Raw genomic sequence first — 14,511 nt, 5'->3', positions numbered from 1 at the left:
CACGCCTCGGCTGTGCCGCCACGTCCGGTCCACCCACGATGCCCGCTCCCCTGCCCTTTCGCGTCCCCGCCCCGGTCGCCTCGGACCCGGTTCGCCGCCTCGCCTCCTATTTCGACGGCCTCGACCAGGGGGTGATCGCCATTGACCGGCGGGGCCGCGTCGTGGTCGCGACCGCCCCCGCCTGTACCATCCTCACGGGCCTCGGCTTCACCGCGACCGCCGGTTCGTCCGGGCGGGACCTGCTGCGCATCCTGGCGGCGATCACCGGCTCCGGCCTGCGCGACGGCTTCGCGATGCTGCGCCGCGCCCGCGCGGAGGATGGCCCGCAGGCCTTCGAGGCGGTGACGGCCGGGCGCACCATCGCCCTGCGCATCCACCCTCTGGACGAGGGCTGGACCGTCGTGCTGGAGGACGTCACCGAACTCCGCGCGAAGGAGGCGAACTCGGCCGAGCTGGCGCGGATCGATCCGCTGACCGGCCTCGCCAACCGGCTGATGCTGCGCGAGCGCCTGAGCGCCTCCCTCGACCGCCTGAACCGCTACGGCGAGCCCTGCGCGGTGCTGCTCCTCGACCTCGACCGGTTCAAGCCGATCAACGACACCCTCGGCCATGCCGTGGGCGATGCGCTGCTGGAAAAGGTGGCCGACCGGCTGCGCTCGGCCGTGCGCAGCGCCGACACGGTGGCGCGCATCGGCGGCGACGAATTCGTGGTGATCCAGGCGGCCGCCGGGCGACAGGAGGACGTGACGACCCTCGCCCGCCGGCTCGTGGACCTGATCGGGCGCACCTACATCATCGACGGGCAGCTGCTCACCATCGGCGCCAGCGTCGGTGCGGCCCTGGCGCCCAAGGACGGGACGGACGCCGAGCGGCTCCTGAAGCACGCCGACCTCGCCCTCTACCGCGCCAAGCTCGACGGACGCGGCACGTTCCGCTTCTTCGAGCCCGAGATGGACGTGCGGATGCAGGCCCGCCGCCGGCTCGAACTCGACATCCGGCAGGCCCTGGCCCGGCGCGAATTCGTGCTCCACTACCAGCCGCAATTGAACCTCGCGAACCAGAGCCTCACCGGCTGCGAGGCGCTGCTGCGCTGGAAGCACCCCGAGCGCGGGACGGTCTCCCCGGCGGACTTCATCCCGCTGGCGGAGGAGGTGGGCCTGATCGTGCCGATCGGCGAGTGGGTGGTGCGGCAGGCCTGCCGGGACGCGGCCCTGTGGCCGGATCCGGTCACGGTGGCGGTGAACGTCTCGCCCGCGCAGTTCAAGAGCGAGCGCCTGGTGGAGATGATCGTCTCCGCCCTCGCCACGTCCGGCCTGCCCGCGCACCGCCTCGAGATCGAGATCACCGAAGGCGTGCTGCTGCAGAACAACGAGCACACGCTCGAGACCCTGCACCGGCTGCGCAAGCTCGGCGTGCGCGTCTCGATGGACGATTTCGGCACGGGCTATTCTTCCTTGAGCTACCTGCGCAGCTTCCCCTTCGACAAGATCAAGATCGACCGCTCCTTCGTGAAGGATATCGCCACCGCGCCGGACGGGGACGCGATCATCCGCGCCATCGCCGGGCTCGGCCGCAGCCTCGGCATGACGACGGTGGCGGAAGGGGTGGAGACCGAGGAGCAGATGCGCCGCATCCAGGCCGAGGGCTGCACCGACGTGCAGGGCTACCTCATCAGCCGGCCGGTGCCGCTCGACGACCTGATGCGCCTGCTGGCGCGGGACCAGCACAACCACCCGTCCGCCCCGGGAGTTCACCCATGAGCGACCTCTTCCGCCTCGTTTACGCCAGCAAGAACCTGCTCAAAGGCACCGAGCCGGAGGCGCGGGTGGCGGTGGAGACGATCCTCGATGCGTCCCGCCGCAACAACGCCCGCGTCGGGGTGACGGGCGCGCTGATGTTCAACGACGGCGCCTTCGCCCAGGTGCTGGAAGGCCCGCAGAAGGGCGTCGAGGACACGTTCGAGCGCATCCAGCGCGATCTGCGCCACGGCGACGTGACCGTGCTGGAATGCCGCCCGGTGACAGAGCGCAGCTTCCCGGAATGGTCGATGGCCTTCGTCGGCCACTCGACCAGCGGTCAGGCCGTGTGGAACCGCCTCGCGACCGAGAGCGGCTTCGATTTGCGCCGCCTCGACGGCGACGAGGTGTTCTCCATGCTGCACGGCCTCGTCCTCGAAGAGGAAGGCATCGCCGCGCCTCCGCAGCCCGCGCCGGAACCGCAGCCCCTTCCGCGCATCCTCGACACCGAACGCCTGCGCGAGGAGATCGCCCCCCTCACCCGGCCGCAGGGCCTGCCCGCCCCGGAGCCCGTTCCGGCCCGAAGCACCAGCGATGCCGCCGCCATCGCCATCCTGAAGGCGGCTCTCGTCGAGGAGCGCAGCCGCACGACGGCCCTGCGCGGCGAACTCGACGCGCTGCGGCTCTCGCTTGCGGAATCGGAGAACGGGCTGGACCACATGCGCGAGCAGCGCGACCTCTGGCGCCGCCGCTCGCGGGCGCTGGCGACGGCCCTCTGCCAGGATGACGACGAGGAAGCCGGTCTTCACGCCAGCGAGCCCTCGGCGCCGGACCGCGCCGTGGCCTGAGCCTCATAGAGGATCACCCACAGTCTCCACAGCGCGGTGAAGAACGGGTTGCGGAGATCGGCCCGAAGGGGGCACCGCGCCTCGACCTGCTCGCGCAGGGCCTCGCTCGCCCGGCCGGGCCCCAGCCCCAGCGAGACCGTGCCCGTCGACCTGTTCACCCTCGCCAACCGCGCGCGGGGCGCGGGGAGCCCCATGAGGCTGGGGCCTTCGTGTTCATGGGGAGCCCCGTCGATGGCTTGACTCCGCAAGCGTGGCCCGAACAAAGAGCCCGTCGGCATCATTTTTCCAGTTCAGCCGGCGTAGACGGGCCGGTTCATGAGCTTCATCATCTGTTTAGCCGCGCTCTTCTTCCTCATGGCGGTCGCCTATCGCGGCTATAGCGTCATCCTGTTCGCGCCGCTCGCCGCCCTCGGCGCGGTGCTCGTCACCGATCCCTCCGCCGTCCCGCCGATCTTCAGCGGGCTGTTCATGGAGAAGCTGGTCGGCTTCCTGAAGCTCTACTTCCCGGTGTTCCTGCTCGGCGCCCTGTTCGGCAAGCTCATCGAGATCTCGGGTTTCGCCCGCTCCATCGTGAGCGCGGTGACGGGCCTTCTCGGCACCAGCCGCTCGATCATCGCCATCGTCCTCGTCGGCGCGATCCTGACCTATGGCGGCGTCTCGCTGTTCGTGGCGGTCTTCGCGGTCTACCCCTTCGCCGCCGAGCTGTTCCGGCAGAGCGACATCCCGAAGCGGCTGATTCCCGGCACCATCGCGCTCGGCGCCTTCACCTTCACCATGGATACGCTGCCGGGCACGCCGCAGATCCAGAACATCATCCCCTCGACCTTCTTCAAGACGAACGCCTACGCCGCGCCGATCCTCGGCATCGTCGGCTCGCTGTTCATCTTCACGGTCGGCGTCGCCTATCTCGAATTCCGGCGCCGCGCGGCGGCCAAGGCCGGCGAGGGCTACGGCACCGGCCACACCAACGAGCCGGAGGCGGTCGAGGTGGCGGCTCCCATCCATCCGCTCGTCGCCCTGCTGCCGCTCCTCATCGTCGGCATCGGCAACAAGCTGCTCCTCAGCGTGATCGCCTCGGCCTACGGCGCGCAGGCGAGCGTCGCGCTCAGCCCCGAGATGGCGAGCCACCCGGTCATCGTCGATGTGAAGGCCGTCACCGCGATCTGGGCGGTGGAGGGCGCCCTGGTCCTCGGCATCCTGGCGACGCTGGTTCTGGGGATGCGCAACATCCGGGGCCGCTTCTCGGACGGGTCGAAGGCCGCCGTGGCGGGCTCGCTGCTCGCCGGCATGAACACCGCCACCGAGTACGGGTTCGGCGCGGTGATCGCCGCCCTGCCCGGCTTCAAGACCATCTCGGACGGGCTCGCCGCGATCCCGAACCCCCTCGTCAACGAGGCGGTGACGGTGAACGTGCTGGCCGGCGTGACGGGCTCGGCCTCGGGCGGCCTGTCGATCGCGCTCGCCGCCCTGGCCGACCGCTTCGTGCAGGGCGCCCAGGCCGCCGGCATCCCGATGGAGGTGCTGCACCGTGTCGCCTCCATGGCGAGCGGCGGCATGGACACCCTGCCCCATAACGGCGCGGTCATCACCCTGCTGGCGGTGACCGGGCTGACCCACCGCCAGAGCTACGGCGACATCTTCGCCATCACCATCATCAAGACCCTGGCGGTCTTCGTGGTGATCGGGGTCTACTACGCCACCGGCCTCGTCTGAACGCCCCAATCCTTCGTGAAGCGCAGGTTGTCCCGCGACAGCTCCGAGATCGACGAGCAGCCCATCAGGCGCATGTCCCGCTCGATCTCGGCATGCATCAGGCCGAGCGCCTTCTCGACACCCGGCTGGCCGGCGGCGGCCAGCGGGAAGAGGTAGTAGCGGCCGAGGCCGACCGCCTTCGCCCCGAGGGAGAGCGCCTTCAGCACATGCGTCCCGCGCTGGACGCCGCCATCCATGATGACGTCGATCCGGTCGCCCACCGCGTCCACGATCTCGGCGAGCTGGTCGAATCCCGTGGTCGAGCCGTCGAGCTGGCGTCCGCCGTGGTTCGACAGCACGATGCCGGTGCAGCCGATCTCGACCGCGCGCTTGGCGTCCTCCACCGACATGATGCCCTTGAGGCAGAACTGGCCGCCCCATTCGCGCACCATCAGGGCGACGTCGTCCCAGGTCATGCTCGGGTCGAGCATCTCGGTGAAGTAGCGGCTGATCGAGAGCGAGCCGCCGCCCATGTCGACGTGGTTGTCGAGCTGGGGCAGCTTGAAGCGCTCATGCGTGGCGTAGTTGATCGCCCAGGCGGGCTTGATCGCGAATTGCAGCATCCCGCCGAGCGTCAGACGGAACGGAATCGAGAAGCCCGTGCGCTTGTCGCGCTCGCGGTTGCCGCCGGTGATGCTGTCGACGGTCAGCATCATCACCTGGATGCCGGCCTGCTTGGCGCGGGCCATCATCTCGCGGTTCAGGCCGCGATCCTTGTGGAAGTAGAACTGGTAGACCTGAGGCCCGCCGCTGATGCGACGCGCCTCCTCCAGGCTCACCGTGCCGAGCGACGAGACGCCGAACATCGTCCCATACTTGCCCGCCGCCGCCGCGACGGCGCGCTCGCCATCGTGGTGGAACAGCCGCTGGAGCGCCGTCGGCGAGCAATAGACCGGCATGGCGAGCTTCTGGCCCATCACCGTCACCGACATGTCCACATCGCCGACGCCGCGCAGGACGTTGGGCACGAGGCTGCAATTGTCGAAGGACGAAGTGTTGCGCCGATACGTGACCTCATCATCGGCGGCGCCGTCGATGTAGTCGAAGATCGGCCCCGGCAGGCGGCTCTTCGCCATGCGGCGGAAGTCGTGGAACGAATGACACTGAGACAGACGCATCTTTGAGACTCCACAGGCGCTCGCGATCCCGGCCGCAGGGGTCGCTGCGCAATTCGTTTCTTCAACCCCATGCATGGCGTCGGACTGGGTGTCACCTGCCGAACCGATGGTGGCTTGGTCAAATGATTTGACCTAACTCGTCACACGATGCGCTCGCTTTCGGGCTTGCTGCGCCAGGGGGTGATCGAGAACCGCGACACCCTGTTCTCGCGGCCGGAGACCCGCGATTGCCTCTACGCCCAGCACAGGGACATCACCGCGTGCATCCTGCCCCTCAACGAGGTGAAGGCCGCCGAGGCCCGCCTTGAGGTTTCCCTGCGGCGGCTGAACGGCGGCGGCCTCACCGCACGCCGCAAGGGCGGGCGATAGGGCGCCCCGCCCATCGTCAGGCCGCCTTCACCTTCGCGAAGCGCTTGAGAAGGCGCTCGCGCTTCAGGCGCGACAGGCGGTCGATCCAGAAGATCCCGTCGAGCTGGTCGATCTCGTGCTGGAGGATCGCCGCCGAAAAGTCGGCCAGTTCCTCCTCGTGGGGCGCTCCGGCGAGGTCGCGATAGCCGATGCGGATGCGCGTGGGTCGTGTGATCCGCTCCCGGATCCCGGGCATGCTGACGCTGCCCTCGTCGTGGGACATCGTTTCGGGCGAGGCCCAGAGCACCGACGGGTTCACGTAGACGCGCGGCGCGTCGTCCGGCGCCATCCGGGCGACCACAACGCGCTGGAGGATGCCGATATGCGGCGCGGTGAGCCCGAGCGCCGACACCGCGAGGAGGGTGTCCCGCACGTCCTCCGCGACGGCTTCGAGGTCGGGACCGAACGCCTCGACCGCGGCAGCCGCGAGGGAGAGGCGGGGGTCCGGGTAAAGGACGAGGGCGCGCGCCGGCATCGTGGGGTCCCATCACCCGCGACGGTGCGGGCCGCTCCCTTGTAGCGTCGGGAGCGGATTCTGTGTCGCCTGATCGGACGCGAGCGTTGGAAGGGCTCCTGCCGGACCCGCGCCTCAGCGCACCCCGTCGAGCAGGTCGCGCGCCGCGCGGACGAGGAGGCCGTCCGCACGGCCGAACTCGTCGAGGATGGAGAAGTGGTCGGCGCCCGGCACCGGCAGGAGCGCGCCCGGCGCGTGGGCGGCGGCGCGCAGGGCGTGGAAGCGGCGCGCGTCATGGACGAGGGCCGGCAATTCGCGGCTGCCATAGGCGAGCGTCATCGGCTTGTCCGTGACCGGCAGGCGCAGCGGCGAGAGCGTCGCGATCTCGTCCTCCGTCAACGAAAGCTTCTCGTTCAGGTAGGTGTCGCGGATCGGCGCGAGGTCGTAGACGCCGGAGATGGCGAGCGCCGCCGCCACCGCCCGGTGTCCAAGATGCAGGGCGGCGAGATGCCCCCCCGCCGACCAGCCGGAGAGGATGATCGGCCCGCCGATCCCGTGGGCCTTCCCATGGTCAGCCAGCCAGTCGAGGGACACTCCGATCTCGGCGGAGATTCGAGTGAGGCTCGCCTCGGGGGCCAGGGTGTAGCCCGGCATGGCCACCGCCCAGCCGGCTTCGTTCAGCCCTTCCGCGAGGCAGGCGAAATCGGCCCTCGCATTGCGCTGCCAGTAGCCGCCGTGGATGAAGACGAAACAGGGCGCATTGGCATCCGCGACGGGGAACAGGTCGAAGCCCGTGCGCTCGCCCTCCGCATAGGGAATGTCGAGACCGGCCGGATGGGCGGCGCGGTAGCGCGCCGAGGCCGCGTTACGGGTGGCGACCCGCTCCGCGCTGTCGGCCACCGCGTTGGTGTTGTCGTAGCTCGCGTCCCGCGCCTTCTGGTCGAGGCTCGGCCAGTCGAGGCGGGGGTCGCGGGGCGTCGGGTCGTCGAGGAGGAAGGCGGTCATCGGGTCTCGCGGGTCAGGCAGCGGCTTTCTCCATGTAGCGGCGCCAGCCGCCGAACCCAGTGATGTCGGTGGCGCCGACGAGCCCCGCCGCCTCGCACAGGAAGCCCTTCGGCGCGGTGCCGTCGGCGAGGCGCACGGTGCCGATCCCCAGTGGGGACGGGATGCCGGCCACGAACTCCCCGAAGTCGGCGGGCGGAAGCGCCCAGACCTCCGTCGCGATGGCGCCGCCGCCCTCCTCCACACGCACGAGACCGGGCCGCTTGGGCGGGCCGCCGGGCAGCGCGTAGAGACGGTAATCCGGGGCGGTGTCCGCCGCGCGGAGGAAGCGAGCGCCGCGCGTTGCCAGCTCGTGATTGAGCGGCAGGCCGGAGAGATGTGCCCCGACCACGACGAGTTCGATCTCGCCGGGCAGCGCCCTCGCCGGTCCGTCCTGGGCGGGCGGCACCGGCGCGCGGCTGGCGCCGATCCGCTCGGCAGAGGCCGCGTGCAACCGGGCGCCGAGGGCGGCCAGCAACCCGTCCGCCCCACGGGGGCCGAGGAGGGTGATGCCGGCGGGGAATCCGTCGTCTCGGGCGTGGCCCGGCACGGCCAGCGCGCACCAGTCGAGCAGGTTCACGAAGTTCGTGTAGGTGCCGAGTTCGCTGTTCGGCCCGATCGGATCCGCCTCCAGGGCGGCGAGGGTGTGCGGGCGCGGGTAGGTCGGCACGCACAGGACATCGACCCGCGACCAGACCGCGTCGGCGGCCCTGCGCAATTCCGTCAGGCGGTAGAGGCCGGCGAAGGCGTCGGCCGCCGCGTGGCGGGTCGCCGAGCCGATCACCGTCCGCGTCGTCGCGTGCAGGATCTCCGGCCGCGTCTCCATCACGGAGCGGATCGCTTCGTAGCGCTCGGCGACCCAGGGGCCGTCGTAGAGCAGGGCCGCCACGGCGAACATCGGCGCGAGATCGACGGGGGCAGCCTGGCCGGCGATGCCTTCGAGGTCGGCCAGCGTCGCGGCGAAGGCGGTCTCGGAGAGCGCATCGCCGCCGAAGCGCAGGCCGGCGGCGTCGGGCACGCCAAGGCGCAGGCCCGGCGGCAGGCCGGCGGGGACGGGCGCCACCGGCAGCGGACGCGACCACGGATCGGCGGGGTCGAACCCGGCCATGACGCGGAAGGCGGCGTCGGCATCGGCCACGGTGCCGGCGAAGACGGAGAGCGTGTCGAGGGTACGGCAGGCTGGCAGCATCCCCCGGCTCGAGACGGCGCCGAGGGAGGGCTTCAGCCCGACCACGTTGTTGAGCCCCGCCGGCACCCGGCCGGAGCCCGCCGTGTCGGTGCCGAGCGCGAAGGCGACGATCCCGTGCGAGACCGCCACGGCCGAGCCGCTGCTCGATCCCCCCGGCACGTAGGCCGGGTCGATGGCGTTGCGCGGGACGGGATAGGGCGTGCGCACCCCCACGAGTCCGGTGGCGAACTGGTCGAGGTTGGTCTTCCCGATCAGGATCGCCCCCGCCGCGAGGAGCCGCGCCACGGCGGGCGCGGTCTCGGTGGGGGTGAAGGCGAAGTCCGGGCAGGCGGCGGTGGTCGGCAGGCCCGCCACGTCGATGTTGTCCTTCACCGCGAACGGCACGCCCCAGAGGGGTTTGGCCTGCGGGTCGAAGGCGCCGAGCGCGTCGGCGGCGGCCAGCGCCTCCGCCTCCGGCACCAGCGCGAGGAAGATGCCGGGATCGTCGATCTCCGCGATCCGGCGATAGGCCTCTGCCACCACGGCGCGGGGGTCGAGCCCCCCTTCGTAGGCCGCGTGAAGGGCGGGGATGGTCGGGAAGGGGGGCAACGGGAAATCCATCAGGCGGCGACCGTCGCGGTGCGCGGGGCGTGGTGGCTATGCAGCTGCGCGGCGAGCATACGGCGCAGGTCGTTGAACGCCGGGCTCGACACGTCCCGTCGGCGCAGCAGGTCGACCTCGTGGACGGCCTCGATCCGGCCGGGACCGGGGGACATCATCACGACGCGGTCGGCGAGGAAGATCGCCTCCTCGATGGCGTGGGTGACGAATAGGATCGTCAGCCCCGTCCGCGACCAGAGTTCGAGCAATTCGTCCTGAAGCCGCTCGCGGGTCATGGCGTCCAGCGCCCCGAAGGGCTCGTCCATCAGCACCACCTCGGCCTCGTTGGCCAGCACGCGGGCGATGGCGACGCGCTGCTTCATGCCCCCCGAGAGCTGGTGCGGATAGGCATCCGCGAAGGCCTGGAGGCCGACGAGGGAGATGTAGCGCTCGGTGATGTCCCGGACCTCGGCGGCGGGTCGCTTGCGCGATTTCGGGCCGAACCCGATGTTGTCGCGCACGGTGAGCCAGGGGAACAGGCCGTAATCCTGGAACACCATCCCCCGGCTCGGCCCGGGGCCGGGGATGGGCTTGCCCCACATCAGCGCCTGGCCTGACGTGGGCGCCTCGAAGCCGGCGGCGACGCGCAGAAGGGTCGACTTCCCGCAGCCGGAGGCGCCGAGCAGGCAGACGAACTCGCCCCGCGAGACGGTGAGGTTCGCATCGCGCAGGGCCTCGGTGGTGCGCCCGTTGGCCCGGTAGGTCTTGCCGACCCCGCGCATGTCGAGGATCGGGACGGTGGGATCAGCCATGGGACGGGCTCCAGGCAAGGAGTTTGCGGCCGAGGCGCATGACCAGCCAATCCGAGACGAAGCCCGCGACGCCGATCACCGCCATGCCGCAGATCACGATCTCGGTGCGGGAGAGCTGGCGCGCCTCCATGATGATCGCACCGAGGCCGGTCTGGACGCCGGTCATCTCGCCGACCACGATCACCACCCAGGCGAAGCCGAGGCCGAGCCGCAGGCCGGTGAAGATCGACGGCAGCGCCGCCGGCAGCACCACCCGGGCGAATTGCGCCGCCCCGGTGCAGCCAAGCATCGCCGCCGCCTCGAACAGGCGCGGCTCCACCGAGCGCACGCCGAACACGGTGTTGACGAGGATCGGGTAGAACGCCCCCAGGAACACGAGGAAGAAGGCCGAGCGCGGCCCGAGGCCGAACAGGATCATCGCCAGCGGCAGCCACGCCGTCACCGGGACCGGCCGCAGGATCTGCAACACGGGGTCGAGCAGCGCCCGGACCACGGGCACGCGGCCGATCAGCAGGCCGAGCGGCAGGGCTGCCGCGGCGGCCAGCGCGAAGCCGCCGTAGACGCGCATCAGCGAGGCCGAGAGATGCGTCCAGAGGGTGCCGCTGAAGGCATCGTCGTTCACCCCACCGATGGCGAGGTCGCGCATCTCGGCCCAGACGTCGGCGGGCGGCGGGATCAGGCTGTAGGGCCGGCCCGCCGTCGTGATTTGCCAGATCGCGACGAGGATCGCCGGCACCACCAGGGCGAGCCCGGCCCGCGCCAGCCCGCCGCCGAGGGCGATCCGCGCGGGCGCCCTCGCCGGCGCGGAGGCCGGCAGAGCGGGGGCGTCGATGCCGGTGCTCATGCCCGGCTCATCGCATCGACGAAGCGGGTGTCGATGAAGCCGGGCTCCGGCAGGCGCTTGATCTGCTTCAGCGCCAGCATGTGCTGGGCGTAGGCGCCGGCCTGCCGCACCTCGTCCGGCCCGAGGCGCCACGTCAGCTCGACGTTCGGCGCGGAGAGTTCCAGCGCCTCGCGCTTCTGGCCGAGCTTGGCCACCGCCATGGCGATCATCGCCTCGCGGTTGCCGGCCGCGAACTCCGTCGCCTTGCGGTGGATGTCGAGCATGGTGCGCACCATGTCGGGGCGCTCGGTCAGGGTATCGCGATGGGCGCCGAACACCATGTTCAGCGAGCCCATCTCGGTGCCGTAGGGATATTCCACCAATTGCCCCACGCCGGAGGCGAGGCTGACGCCGGGGGCGGGCTCGGCGCCGACATAGGCGTCGACGTCGCCCCGCGCGAGGGCGATGTGCATCTCGGAGAAGGAGATCCGCACGGGGGTGATGTCCTTCACGGACAGGCCCTCCATGCGCATCCGTTCGAGGGCGAACACCTCCTGCGTGCTGCCGGGCCAGATCGCGACCCGCTTGCCGCGCAGGTCCTTGATCGCGTGGATGTCCGAACCCTTCTTCGCGATCACCGCCATCCCGCGATTGCAGGTGGAGGCGATGACCACCAGCGGCTCGCCCGCCGCCGCGCCGAGCATCGCGGATGCGAGGCCGAACGTGCCGAAATCGACCGACTTGGTGACGACGGCGTTCTTGCACTCGGTCGGGCTCTCGAAGGGCACGACCTCCACCCGCACGTTCTCGGGGGTGAAGCGCTCATAGAAGCTCGGCGCGATGGAATGGATGAGCTTCAGGGAGCCCATCCGGATCGTCACGGGCGCGCCCTCGGCCCGCGCGGTGCGGCGAGAGAGCGGTGAGAGGGCGAGGCCGGCCCCGAGACCGGCCAGGAGAGAGCGGCGGCGGATCATCGAACGGCTCCGTGAGATTCTCGATGGATGGGAGGCTAGGTTCGCCGCCTGTTGCAAGGAAGTGCTATTTTTCGAGTGACCCGTTGCAAGCCAGGCAACAGGGCGACAGTGTGGGGCGATGAAGCACCTGCGCACCCTCGCCTACGTCACCGAGATCGCCCGCGCCGGGTCGATCCGGCGCGCTGCCGAGCGGCTGAGCATCACCCCCTCGGCCCTCACCCGGCAGATCCAGGACCTCGAATATGAGCTCGGCACGCCGATCTTCGAGCGGCTGGCGCAGGGGATGCGCCTCAACGCGGCGGGGGAACTGTTCGTCCGGCACATCCGCGACCAGATGGCCGACCTCGACCGGGTCCGCTCGCAGATCGCCGACCTCTCTGGCGTGCGCCGGGGCCATGTGGCTTTGGCGTGCAGCCAGGCCTTCGTGACGCAGGTGGTGCCGGAGGAGGTCGAGACCTATCGCGCGCGCTTCCCGCTCGTCGGGTTCACGGTGCAGGTGCGCGACCACGCCCAGGCGGTGACGGCGCTCGCCACCTTCGAGGCGGATCTCGCCCTCATCCTCCAGCCCCCGCCCTCGGCGGATTTGCATCCGCTCTATTCCGGGCACCAGACCCTGCGCGTCCTGATGCGGTCGGATCACCCCCTGGCGGCGGAGGCCGGGCCGGTGCGCCTGCGCGACTGCCTCGGCCACGCCCTCGCCCTGCCCGACCGGTCGCTCGCCATCCGCCATCATATCGAGCAGGCGCTGGCCCGGCGGGGCGTCGCGCTGCAACCCACCGTGGAATCGGGCTCGCTGGAATTCCTGCGCAACCTGACCCTGCGGGAGGGCGTGATCAGCCTTCAGGTGCCGAGTGGCATCCCGCAGGATCCGCGCCTGCACAGCCGGCCTATCGACGAGCGCGACCTCACCCCCATGGTGCTGGTCCTGGCGCAGCTGCGCGGCCGGTCCCTCTCGGTGGCGGCGGCGAAGTTCGCGGACCAACTCGTCGCCCGCCTCAACCGGGAGGGGAGTTGAGGGGACGTTCGGCGAAGATCGCCTTCTTCACGATGGCGTGGACGCCCCAGTTGCCATCCACCACCTGGGTGATGCCGAAATCGACTGCGATGGACATGAGCGAGATCGCCTCGTCCTCGGTGAGGCCCTGCGCCTGCATCAGGAACTGGCGCATCTTGCGGAACGCGTCGCGCATGGCGAGGTCGAGGGACGACTTCGCGAAGATCTCCGATTGGGCGTCGGGCCCGAGGTCGCGCAGGTAGTTCGGGTAGCTGAAGCCCGAGAGCACCCAATCCTCGCCCGTCTCGATCATCGGGAAGTCGAGGCTGGCGAGGGACGTGCCGGCGAGGTCGGCCTTCTTGTGCAGGATGAACTGGAACGTGCCGGTGAGCGAGCACTCGATGGCCGTGCCGCAGAGTTCGGAATCGCCCTGGCTCGCATGGGGATCGCCCACGGAGAACAGCGCGCCGGGCACCGCCACGGGGTAATACATCGTGGCGCCCTTGCCGATGCGCCAATTGTCGATGTTGCCGCCGGTGTAGCTCGGCGGGATCGAGTTCACCATATCGGCTTCGGCCGGCGCCAAGCCCATCGTGCCGAAATGCGGGCGGATCGGCAGGCGCACGCCCTTCAGCACGTCGAAGTCCCGCGTGGTGCGCGAATGGTCCACCGGCAGGCCGGGATAGTCGATGGTCGGGTGGTGGACACCGTTCGGGTCGGTCACGCCCGGCCAGCGGAAATTGTAGGCGGCCCGCGCCCAGTCGCGGCGGCCGGTGGCGTCGATCTCGTAGATCGTCACGACCTCGCGGGGTTTCTCCCCGGTCAGCAGGTCCTTGTAATGGTAGCCCCACCATGCCGCCGCGTTGCTGCCGAAGGCGAGGCCCTTGAACTTCGGGTTGGCGCAGGGGCGCGGCGCCACGTCGAGGATGCGCACCTCCAGCACGTCGCCGGGCTCGGCGCCCCGGATCGCCACCGGCCCGGTGCAGATATGCACGCCGAGCCCGCCGCCCGGCCCGAGCTTGGCATCGTCCGGGCCGGCGCCGCGCCGGGCGACGCCCTTCTTCTCCTTGGTCCAGAGGAAGACGCTCTCCGCGCCGGGATCGCCCTGGACCATCCGCTCCGCGTCGTCGTTGGCGTGATGGGTCAGGGTCTCGATGGTGACGAAGTCGCCGGATTCGATCTCGACCTGGGGTTTCAGGTTCTTGGAGAAGTAGCCCCAGTGGATCGTGTCGGCATTGGCCGGCAGGTGGTAATGCGCCGTCCGGCCGGCGGCGGCCTTGGCGGCGCTCGCCTGGGCCAGCGCCGGGCTCACGAGGGTGGTGCCCGCCGCCATCATCGCGGCGGCGCCGCCGGTCGCGGCGAAGGTGCTCTTCAGGAAGGCCCGGCGCTCGGGCGCCATGTCGTGCTGGTAGCGCAGGCGGTGCTCCGCGAAGGCCGCGCAGGTCGGATCGTCACCGAGGCACATTCTCACACACTCCGACTGACCGGATTCCCGGCAGCGATCCATGCAAGGGTGCGGCCAAGCTGCGGAACGATCCTTGCCTGCCTTTCCCCGGAACCCGGCTTCGGAGGATCGATGAGCCCCAACCCGCACCCGGCCGCCCCGCCGGATCTCGACGCCTATTGCGACGCCGCCGCCGCGCTCCTCGGCCTGACGATCGACCCCGCGTGGCGGGCGCCGGTCCTCGCCAATCTGCGGGTGCTGCGGGAGGCCGCCGCGCTGCTCGAGGGCTTCCCCCTCCCCGACGAGGCCGAGCCGGCCCCGGTCTTCGAGGCGTGAGGT

At 70.6% G+C, this 14,511-nt stretch carries 15 protein-coding genes; 6 read left to right on the top strand and 9 right to left on the bottom strand.

What is annotated here, in order from left to right:
* Positions 1 to 38 precede the first annotated feature (38 nt).
* Positions 39 to 1,760 (top strand): putative bifunctional diguanylate cyclase/phosphodiesterase, encoded by a 1,722-nt coding sequence (locus ACS5Q7_RS00200; protein WP_478337425.1) that lies wholly within the window; start codon positions 39 to 41, stop codon positions 1,758 to 1,760.
* A complete protein-coding gene (locus tag ACS5Q7_RS00195) occupies positions 1,757 to 2,584 on the top strand; it encodes a BLUF domain-containing protein (RefSeq protein ID WP_478337424.1) in 828 nt (275 codons plus the stop codon). The genes ACS5Q7_RS00200 and ACS5Q7_RS00195 overlap by 4 nt, the downstream gene beginning before the upstream one ends.
* On the opposite strand, the gene ACS5Q7_RS00190 is transcribed toward ACS5Q7_RS00195, so the two are convergent.
* Positions 2,542 to 2,742 carry a hypothetical protein gene (locus tag ACS5Q7_RS00190; protein WP_478337423.1) on the bottom strand — a complete coding sequence of 67 codons (201 nt, stop codon included), beginning with the start codon at positions 2,740 to 2,742 and terminating at the stop codon, positions 2,542 to 2,544. The two genes, ACS5Q7_RS00195 and ACS5Q7_RS00190, sit on opposite strands and share 43 nt — an antisense overlap.
* Positions 2,743 to 2,899: 157 nt before the next feature.
* On the opposite strand from ACS5Q7_RS00190, the gene ACS5Q7_RS00185 reads away from it, so the two are divergent.
* Positions 2,900 to 4,297 carry a GntP family permease gene (locus ACS5Q7_RS00185; RefSeq protein ID WP_478337422.1) on the top strand — a complete coding sequence of 466 codons (1,398 nt, stop codon included), beginning with the start codon at positions 2,900 to 2,902 and terminating at the stop codon, positions 4,295 to 4,297.
* Here ACS5Q7_RS00185 and ACS5Q7_RS00180 read toward each other — a convergent pair.
* On the bottom strand, positions 4,276 to 5,454 hold the full coding sequence (locus tag ACS5Q7_RS00180; protein ID WP_478337421.1) for an alpha-hydroxy acid oxidase: 1,179 nt from the start codon (positions 5,452 to 5,454) through the stop codon (positions 4,276 to 4,278). The two genes, ACS5Q7_RS00185 and ACS5Q7_RS00180, sit on opposite strands and share 22 nt — an antisense overlap.
* 147 nt (positions 5,455 to 5,601) lie before the next feature.
* Here ACS5Q7_RS00180 and ACS5Q7_RS00175 point away from each other — a divergent pair, with 147 nt between their 5' ends.
* The gene (locus ACS5Q7_RS00175; protein WP_478337420.1) at positions 5,602 to 5,823 is read left to right on the top strand and encodes a hypothetical protein; all 222 of its coding nucleotides are present in this window, start codon (positions 5,602 to 5,604) and stop codon (positions 5,821 to 5,823) included.
* 16 nt (positions 5,824 to 5,839) lie between these two features.
* Here ACS5Q7_RS00175 and ACS5Q7_RS00170 read toward each other — a convergent pair whose 3' ends face one another.
* The 6 genes from ACS5Q7_RS00170 to ACS5Q7_RS00145 all read right to left on the bottom strand — a co-directional run bounded on the left by ACS5Q7_RS00170 (position 5,840) and on the right by ACS5Q7_RS00145 (position 11,734).
* The gene (locus ACS5Q7_RS00170) at positions 5,840 to 6,337 is read right to left on the bottom strand and encodes a peptide deformylase (protein WP_478337419.1); all 498 of its coding nucleotides are present in this window, start codon (positions 6,335 to 6,337) and stop codon (positions 5,840 to 5,842) included.
* Between the two features lie 114 nt (positions 6,338 to 6,451).
* Positions 6,452 to 7,321, bottom strand: coding sequence for an alpha/beta hydrolase (locus ACS5Q7_RS00165; protein WP_478337418.1), 870 nt, complete (start codon positions 7,319 to 7,321; stop codon positions 6,452 to 6,454).
* 13 nt (positions 7,322 to 7,334) lie between these two features.
* On the bottom strand, positions 7,335 to 9,146 hold the full coding sequence (gene atzF / locus ACS5Q7_RS00160) for an allophanate hydrolase (RefSeq protein ID WP_478337417.1): 1,812 nt from the start codon (positions 9,144 to 9,146) through the stop codon (positions 7,335 to 7,337).
* The gene (locus ACS5Q7_RS00155) at positions 9,146 to 9,937 is read right to left on the bottom strand and encodes an ABC transporter ATP-binding protein (protein WP_478337416.1); all 792 of its coding nucleotides are present in this window, start codon (positions 9,935 to 9,937) and stop codon (positions 9,146 to 9,148) included. Before ACS5Q7_RS00155 ends, atzF begins: the two co-directional genes overlap by 1 nt.
* Positions 9,930 to 10,781 carry an ABC transporter permease gene (locus ACS5Q7_RS00150; protein ID WP_478337415.1) on the bottom strand — a complete coding sequence of 284 codons (852 nt, stop codon included), beginning with the start codon at positions 10,779 to 10,781 and terminating at the stop codon, positions 9,930 to 9,932. Before ACS5Q7_RS00150 ends, ACS5Q7_RS00155 begins: the two co-directional genes overlap by 8 nt.
* The gene (locus ACS5Q7_RS00145) at positions 10,778 to 11,734 is read right to left on the bottom strand and encodes an ABC transporter substrate-binding protein (RefSeq protein ID WP_243953459.1); all 957 of its coding nucleotides are present in this window, start codon (positions 11,732 to 11,734) and stop codon (positions 10,778 to 10,780) included. Before ACS5Q7_RS00145 ends, ACS5Q7_RS00150 begins: the two co-directional genes overlap by 4 nt.
* A gap of 118 nt (positions 11,735 to 11,852) precedes the next feature.
* On the opposite strand from ACS5Q7_RS00145, the gene ACS5Q7_RS00140 reads away from it, so the two are divergent.
* Positions 11,853 to 12,749: a LysR family transcriptional regulator gene (locus ACS5Q7_RS00140; protein ID WP_478337414.1), complete on the top strand. Its 897-nt coding sequence runs from the start codon at positions 11,853 to 11,855 to the stop codon at positions 12,747 to 12,749.
* Here ACS5Q7_RS00140 and ACS5Q7_RS00135 read toward each other — a convergent pair.
* On the bottom strand, positions 12,730 to 14,193 hold the full coding sequence (locus ACS5Q7_RS00135) for an acetamidase/formamidase family protein (RefSeq protein WP_478337413.1): 1,464 nt from the start codon (positions 14,191 to 14,193) through the stop codon (positions 12,730 to 12,732). The genes ACS5Q7_RS00140 and ACS5Q7_RS00135 overlap by 20 nt on opposite strands.
* A 111-nt stretch (positions 14,194 to 14,304) precedes the next feature.
* On the opposite strand from ACS5Q7_RS00135, the gene ACS5Q7_RS00130 reads away from it, so the two are divergent.
* Positions 14,305 to 14,508, top strand: a complete 204-nt coding sequence (locus ACS5Q7_RS00130; RefSeq protein ID WP_478337412.1) for a DUF4089 domain-containing protein — start codon at positions 14,305 to 14,307, stop codon at positions 14,506 to 14,508.
* Positions 14,509 to 14,511 lie beyond the last annotated feature (3 nt).

This window comes from Methylobacterium sp. Gmos3, from assembly GCF_056430985.1.
Note: the sequence above shows the minus strand (reverse complement) of the source record. Positions and strands in the feature narration are given on the sequence as shown.

Coding starts and splice junctions, on each gene's coding strand:
- ACS5Q7_RS00200 (WP_478337425.1), top strand. CDS start 39: ATGCCCGCTCCCCTGCCCTTTCGCGTCCCCGCCCCGGTCGCCTCGGAC.
- ACS5Q7_RS00195 (WP_478337424.1), top strand. CDS start 1,757: ATGAGCGACCTCTTCCGCCTCGTTTACGCCAGCAAGAACCTGCTCAAA.
- ACS5Q7_RS00185 (WP_478337422.1), top strand. CDS start 2,900: ATGAGCTTCATCATCTGTTTAGCCGCGCTCTTCTTCCTCATGGCGGTC.
- ACS5Q7_RS00180 (WP_478337421.1), bottom strand. CDS start 5,454: ATGCGTCTGTCTCAGTGTCATTCGTTCCACGACTTCCGCCGCATGGCG.
- ACS5Q7_RS00175 (WP_478337420.1), top strand. CDS start 5,602: ATGCGCTCGCTTTCGGGCTTGCTGCGCCAGGGGGTGATCGAGAACCGC.
- ACS5Q7_RS00170 (WP_478337419.1), bottom strand. CDS start 6,337: ATGCCGGCGCGCGCCCTCGTCCTTTACCCGGACCCCCGCCTCTCCCTC.
- ACS5Q7_RS00165 (WP_478337418.1), bottom strand. CDS start 7,321: ATGACCGCCTTCCTCCTCGACGACCCGACGCCCCGCGACCCCCGCCTC.
- atzF (WP_478337417.1), bottom strand. CDS start 9,146: ATGGATTTCCCGTTGCCCCCCTTCCCGACCATCCCCGCCCTTCACGCG.
- ACS5Q7_RS00155 (WP_478337416.1), bottom strand. CDS start 9,937: ATGGCTGATCCCACCGTCCCGATCCTCGACATGCGCGGGGTCGGCAAG.
- ACS5Q7_RS00150 (WP_478337415.1), bottom strand. CDS start 10,781: ATGAGCACCGGCATCGACGCCCCCGCTCTGCCGGCCTCCGCGCCGGCG.
- ACS5Q7_RS00145 (WP_243953459.1), bottom strand. CDS start 11,734: ATGATCCGCCGCCGCTCTCTCCTGGCCGGTCTCGGGGCCGGCCTCGCC.
- ACS5Q7_RS00140 (WP_478337414.1), top strand. CDS start 11,853: ATGAAGCACCTGCGCACCCTCGCCTACGTCACCGAGATCGCCCGCGCC.
- ACS5Q7_RS00135 (WP_478337413.1), bottom strand. CDS start 14,193: ATGTGCCTCGGTGACGATCCGACCTGCGCGGCCTTCGCGGAGCACCGC.
- ACS5Q7_RS00130 (WP_478337412.1), top strand. CDS start 14,305: ATGAGCCCCAACCCGCACCCGGCCGCCCCGCCGGATCTCGACGCCTAT.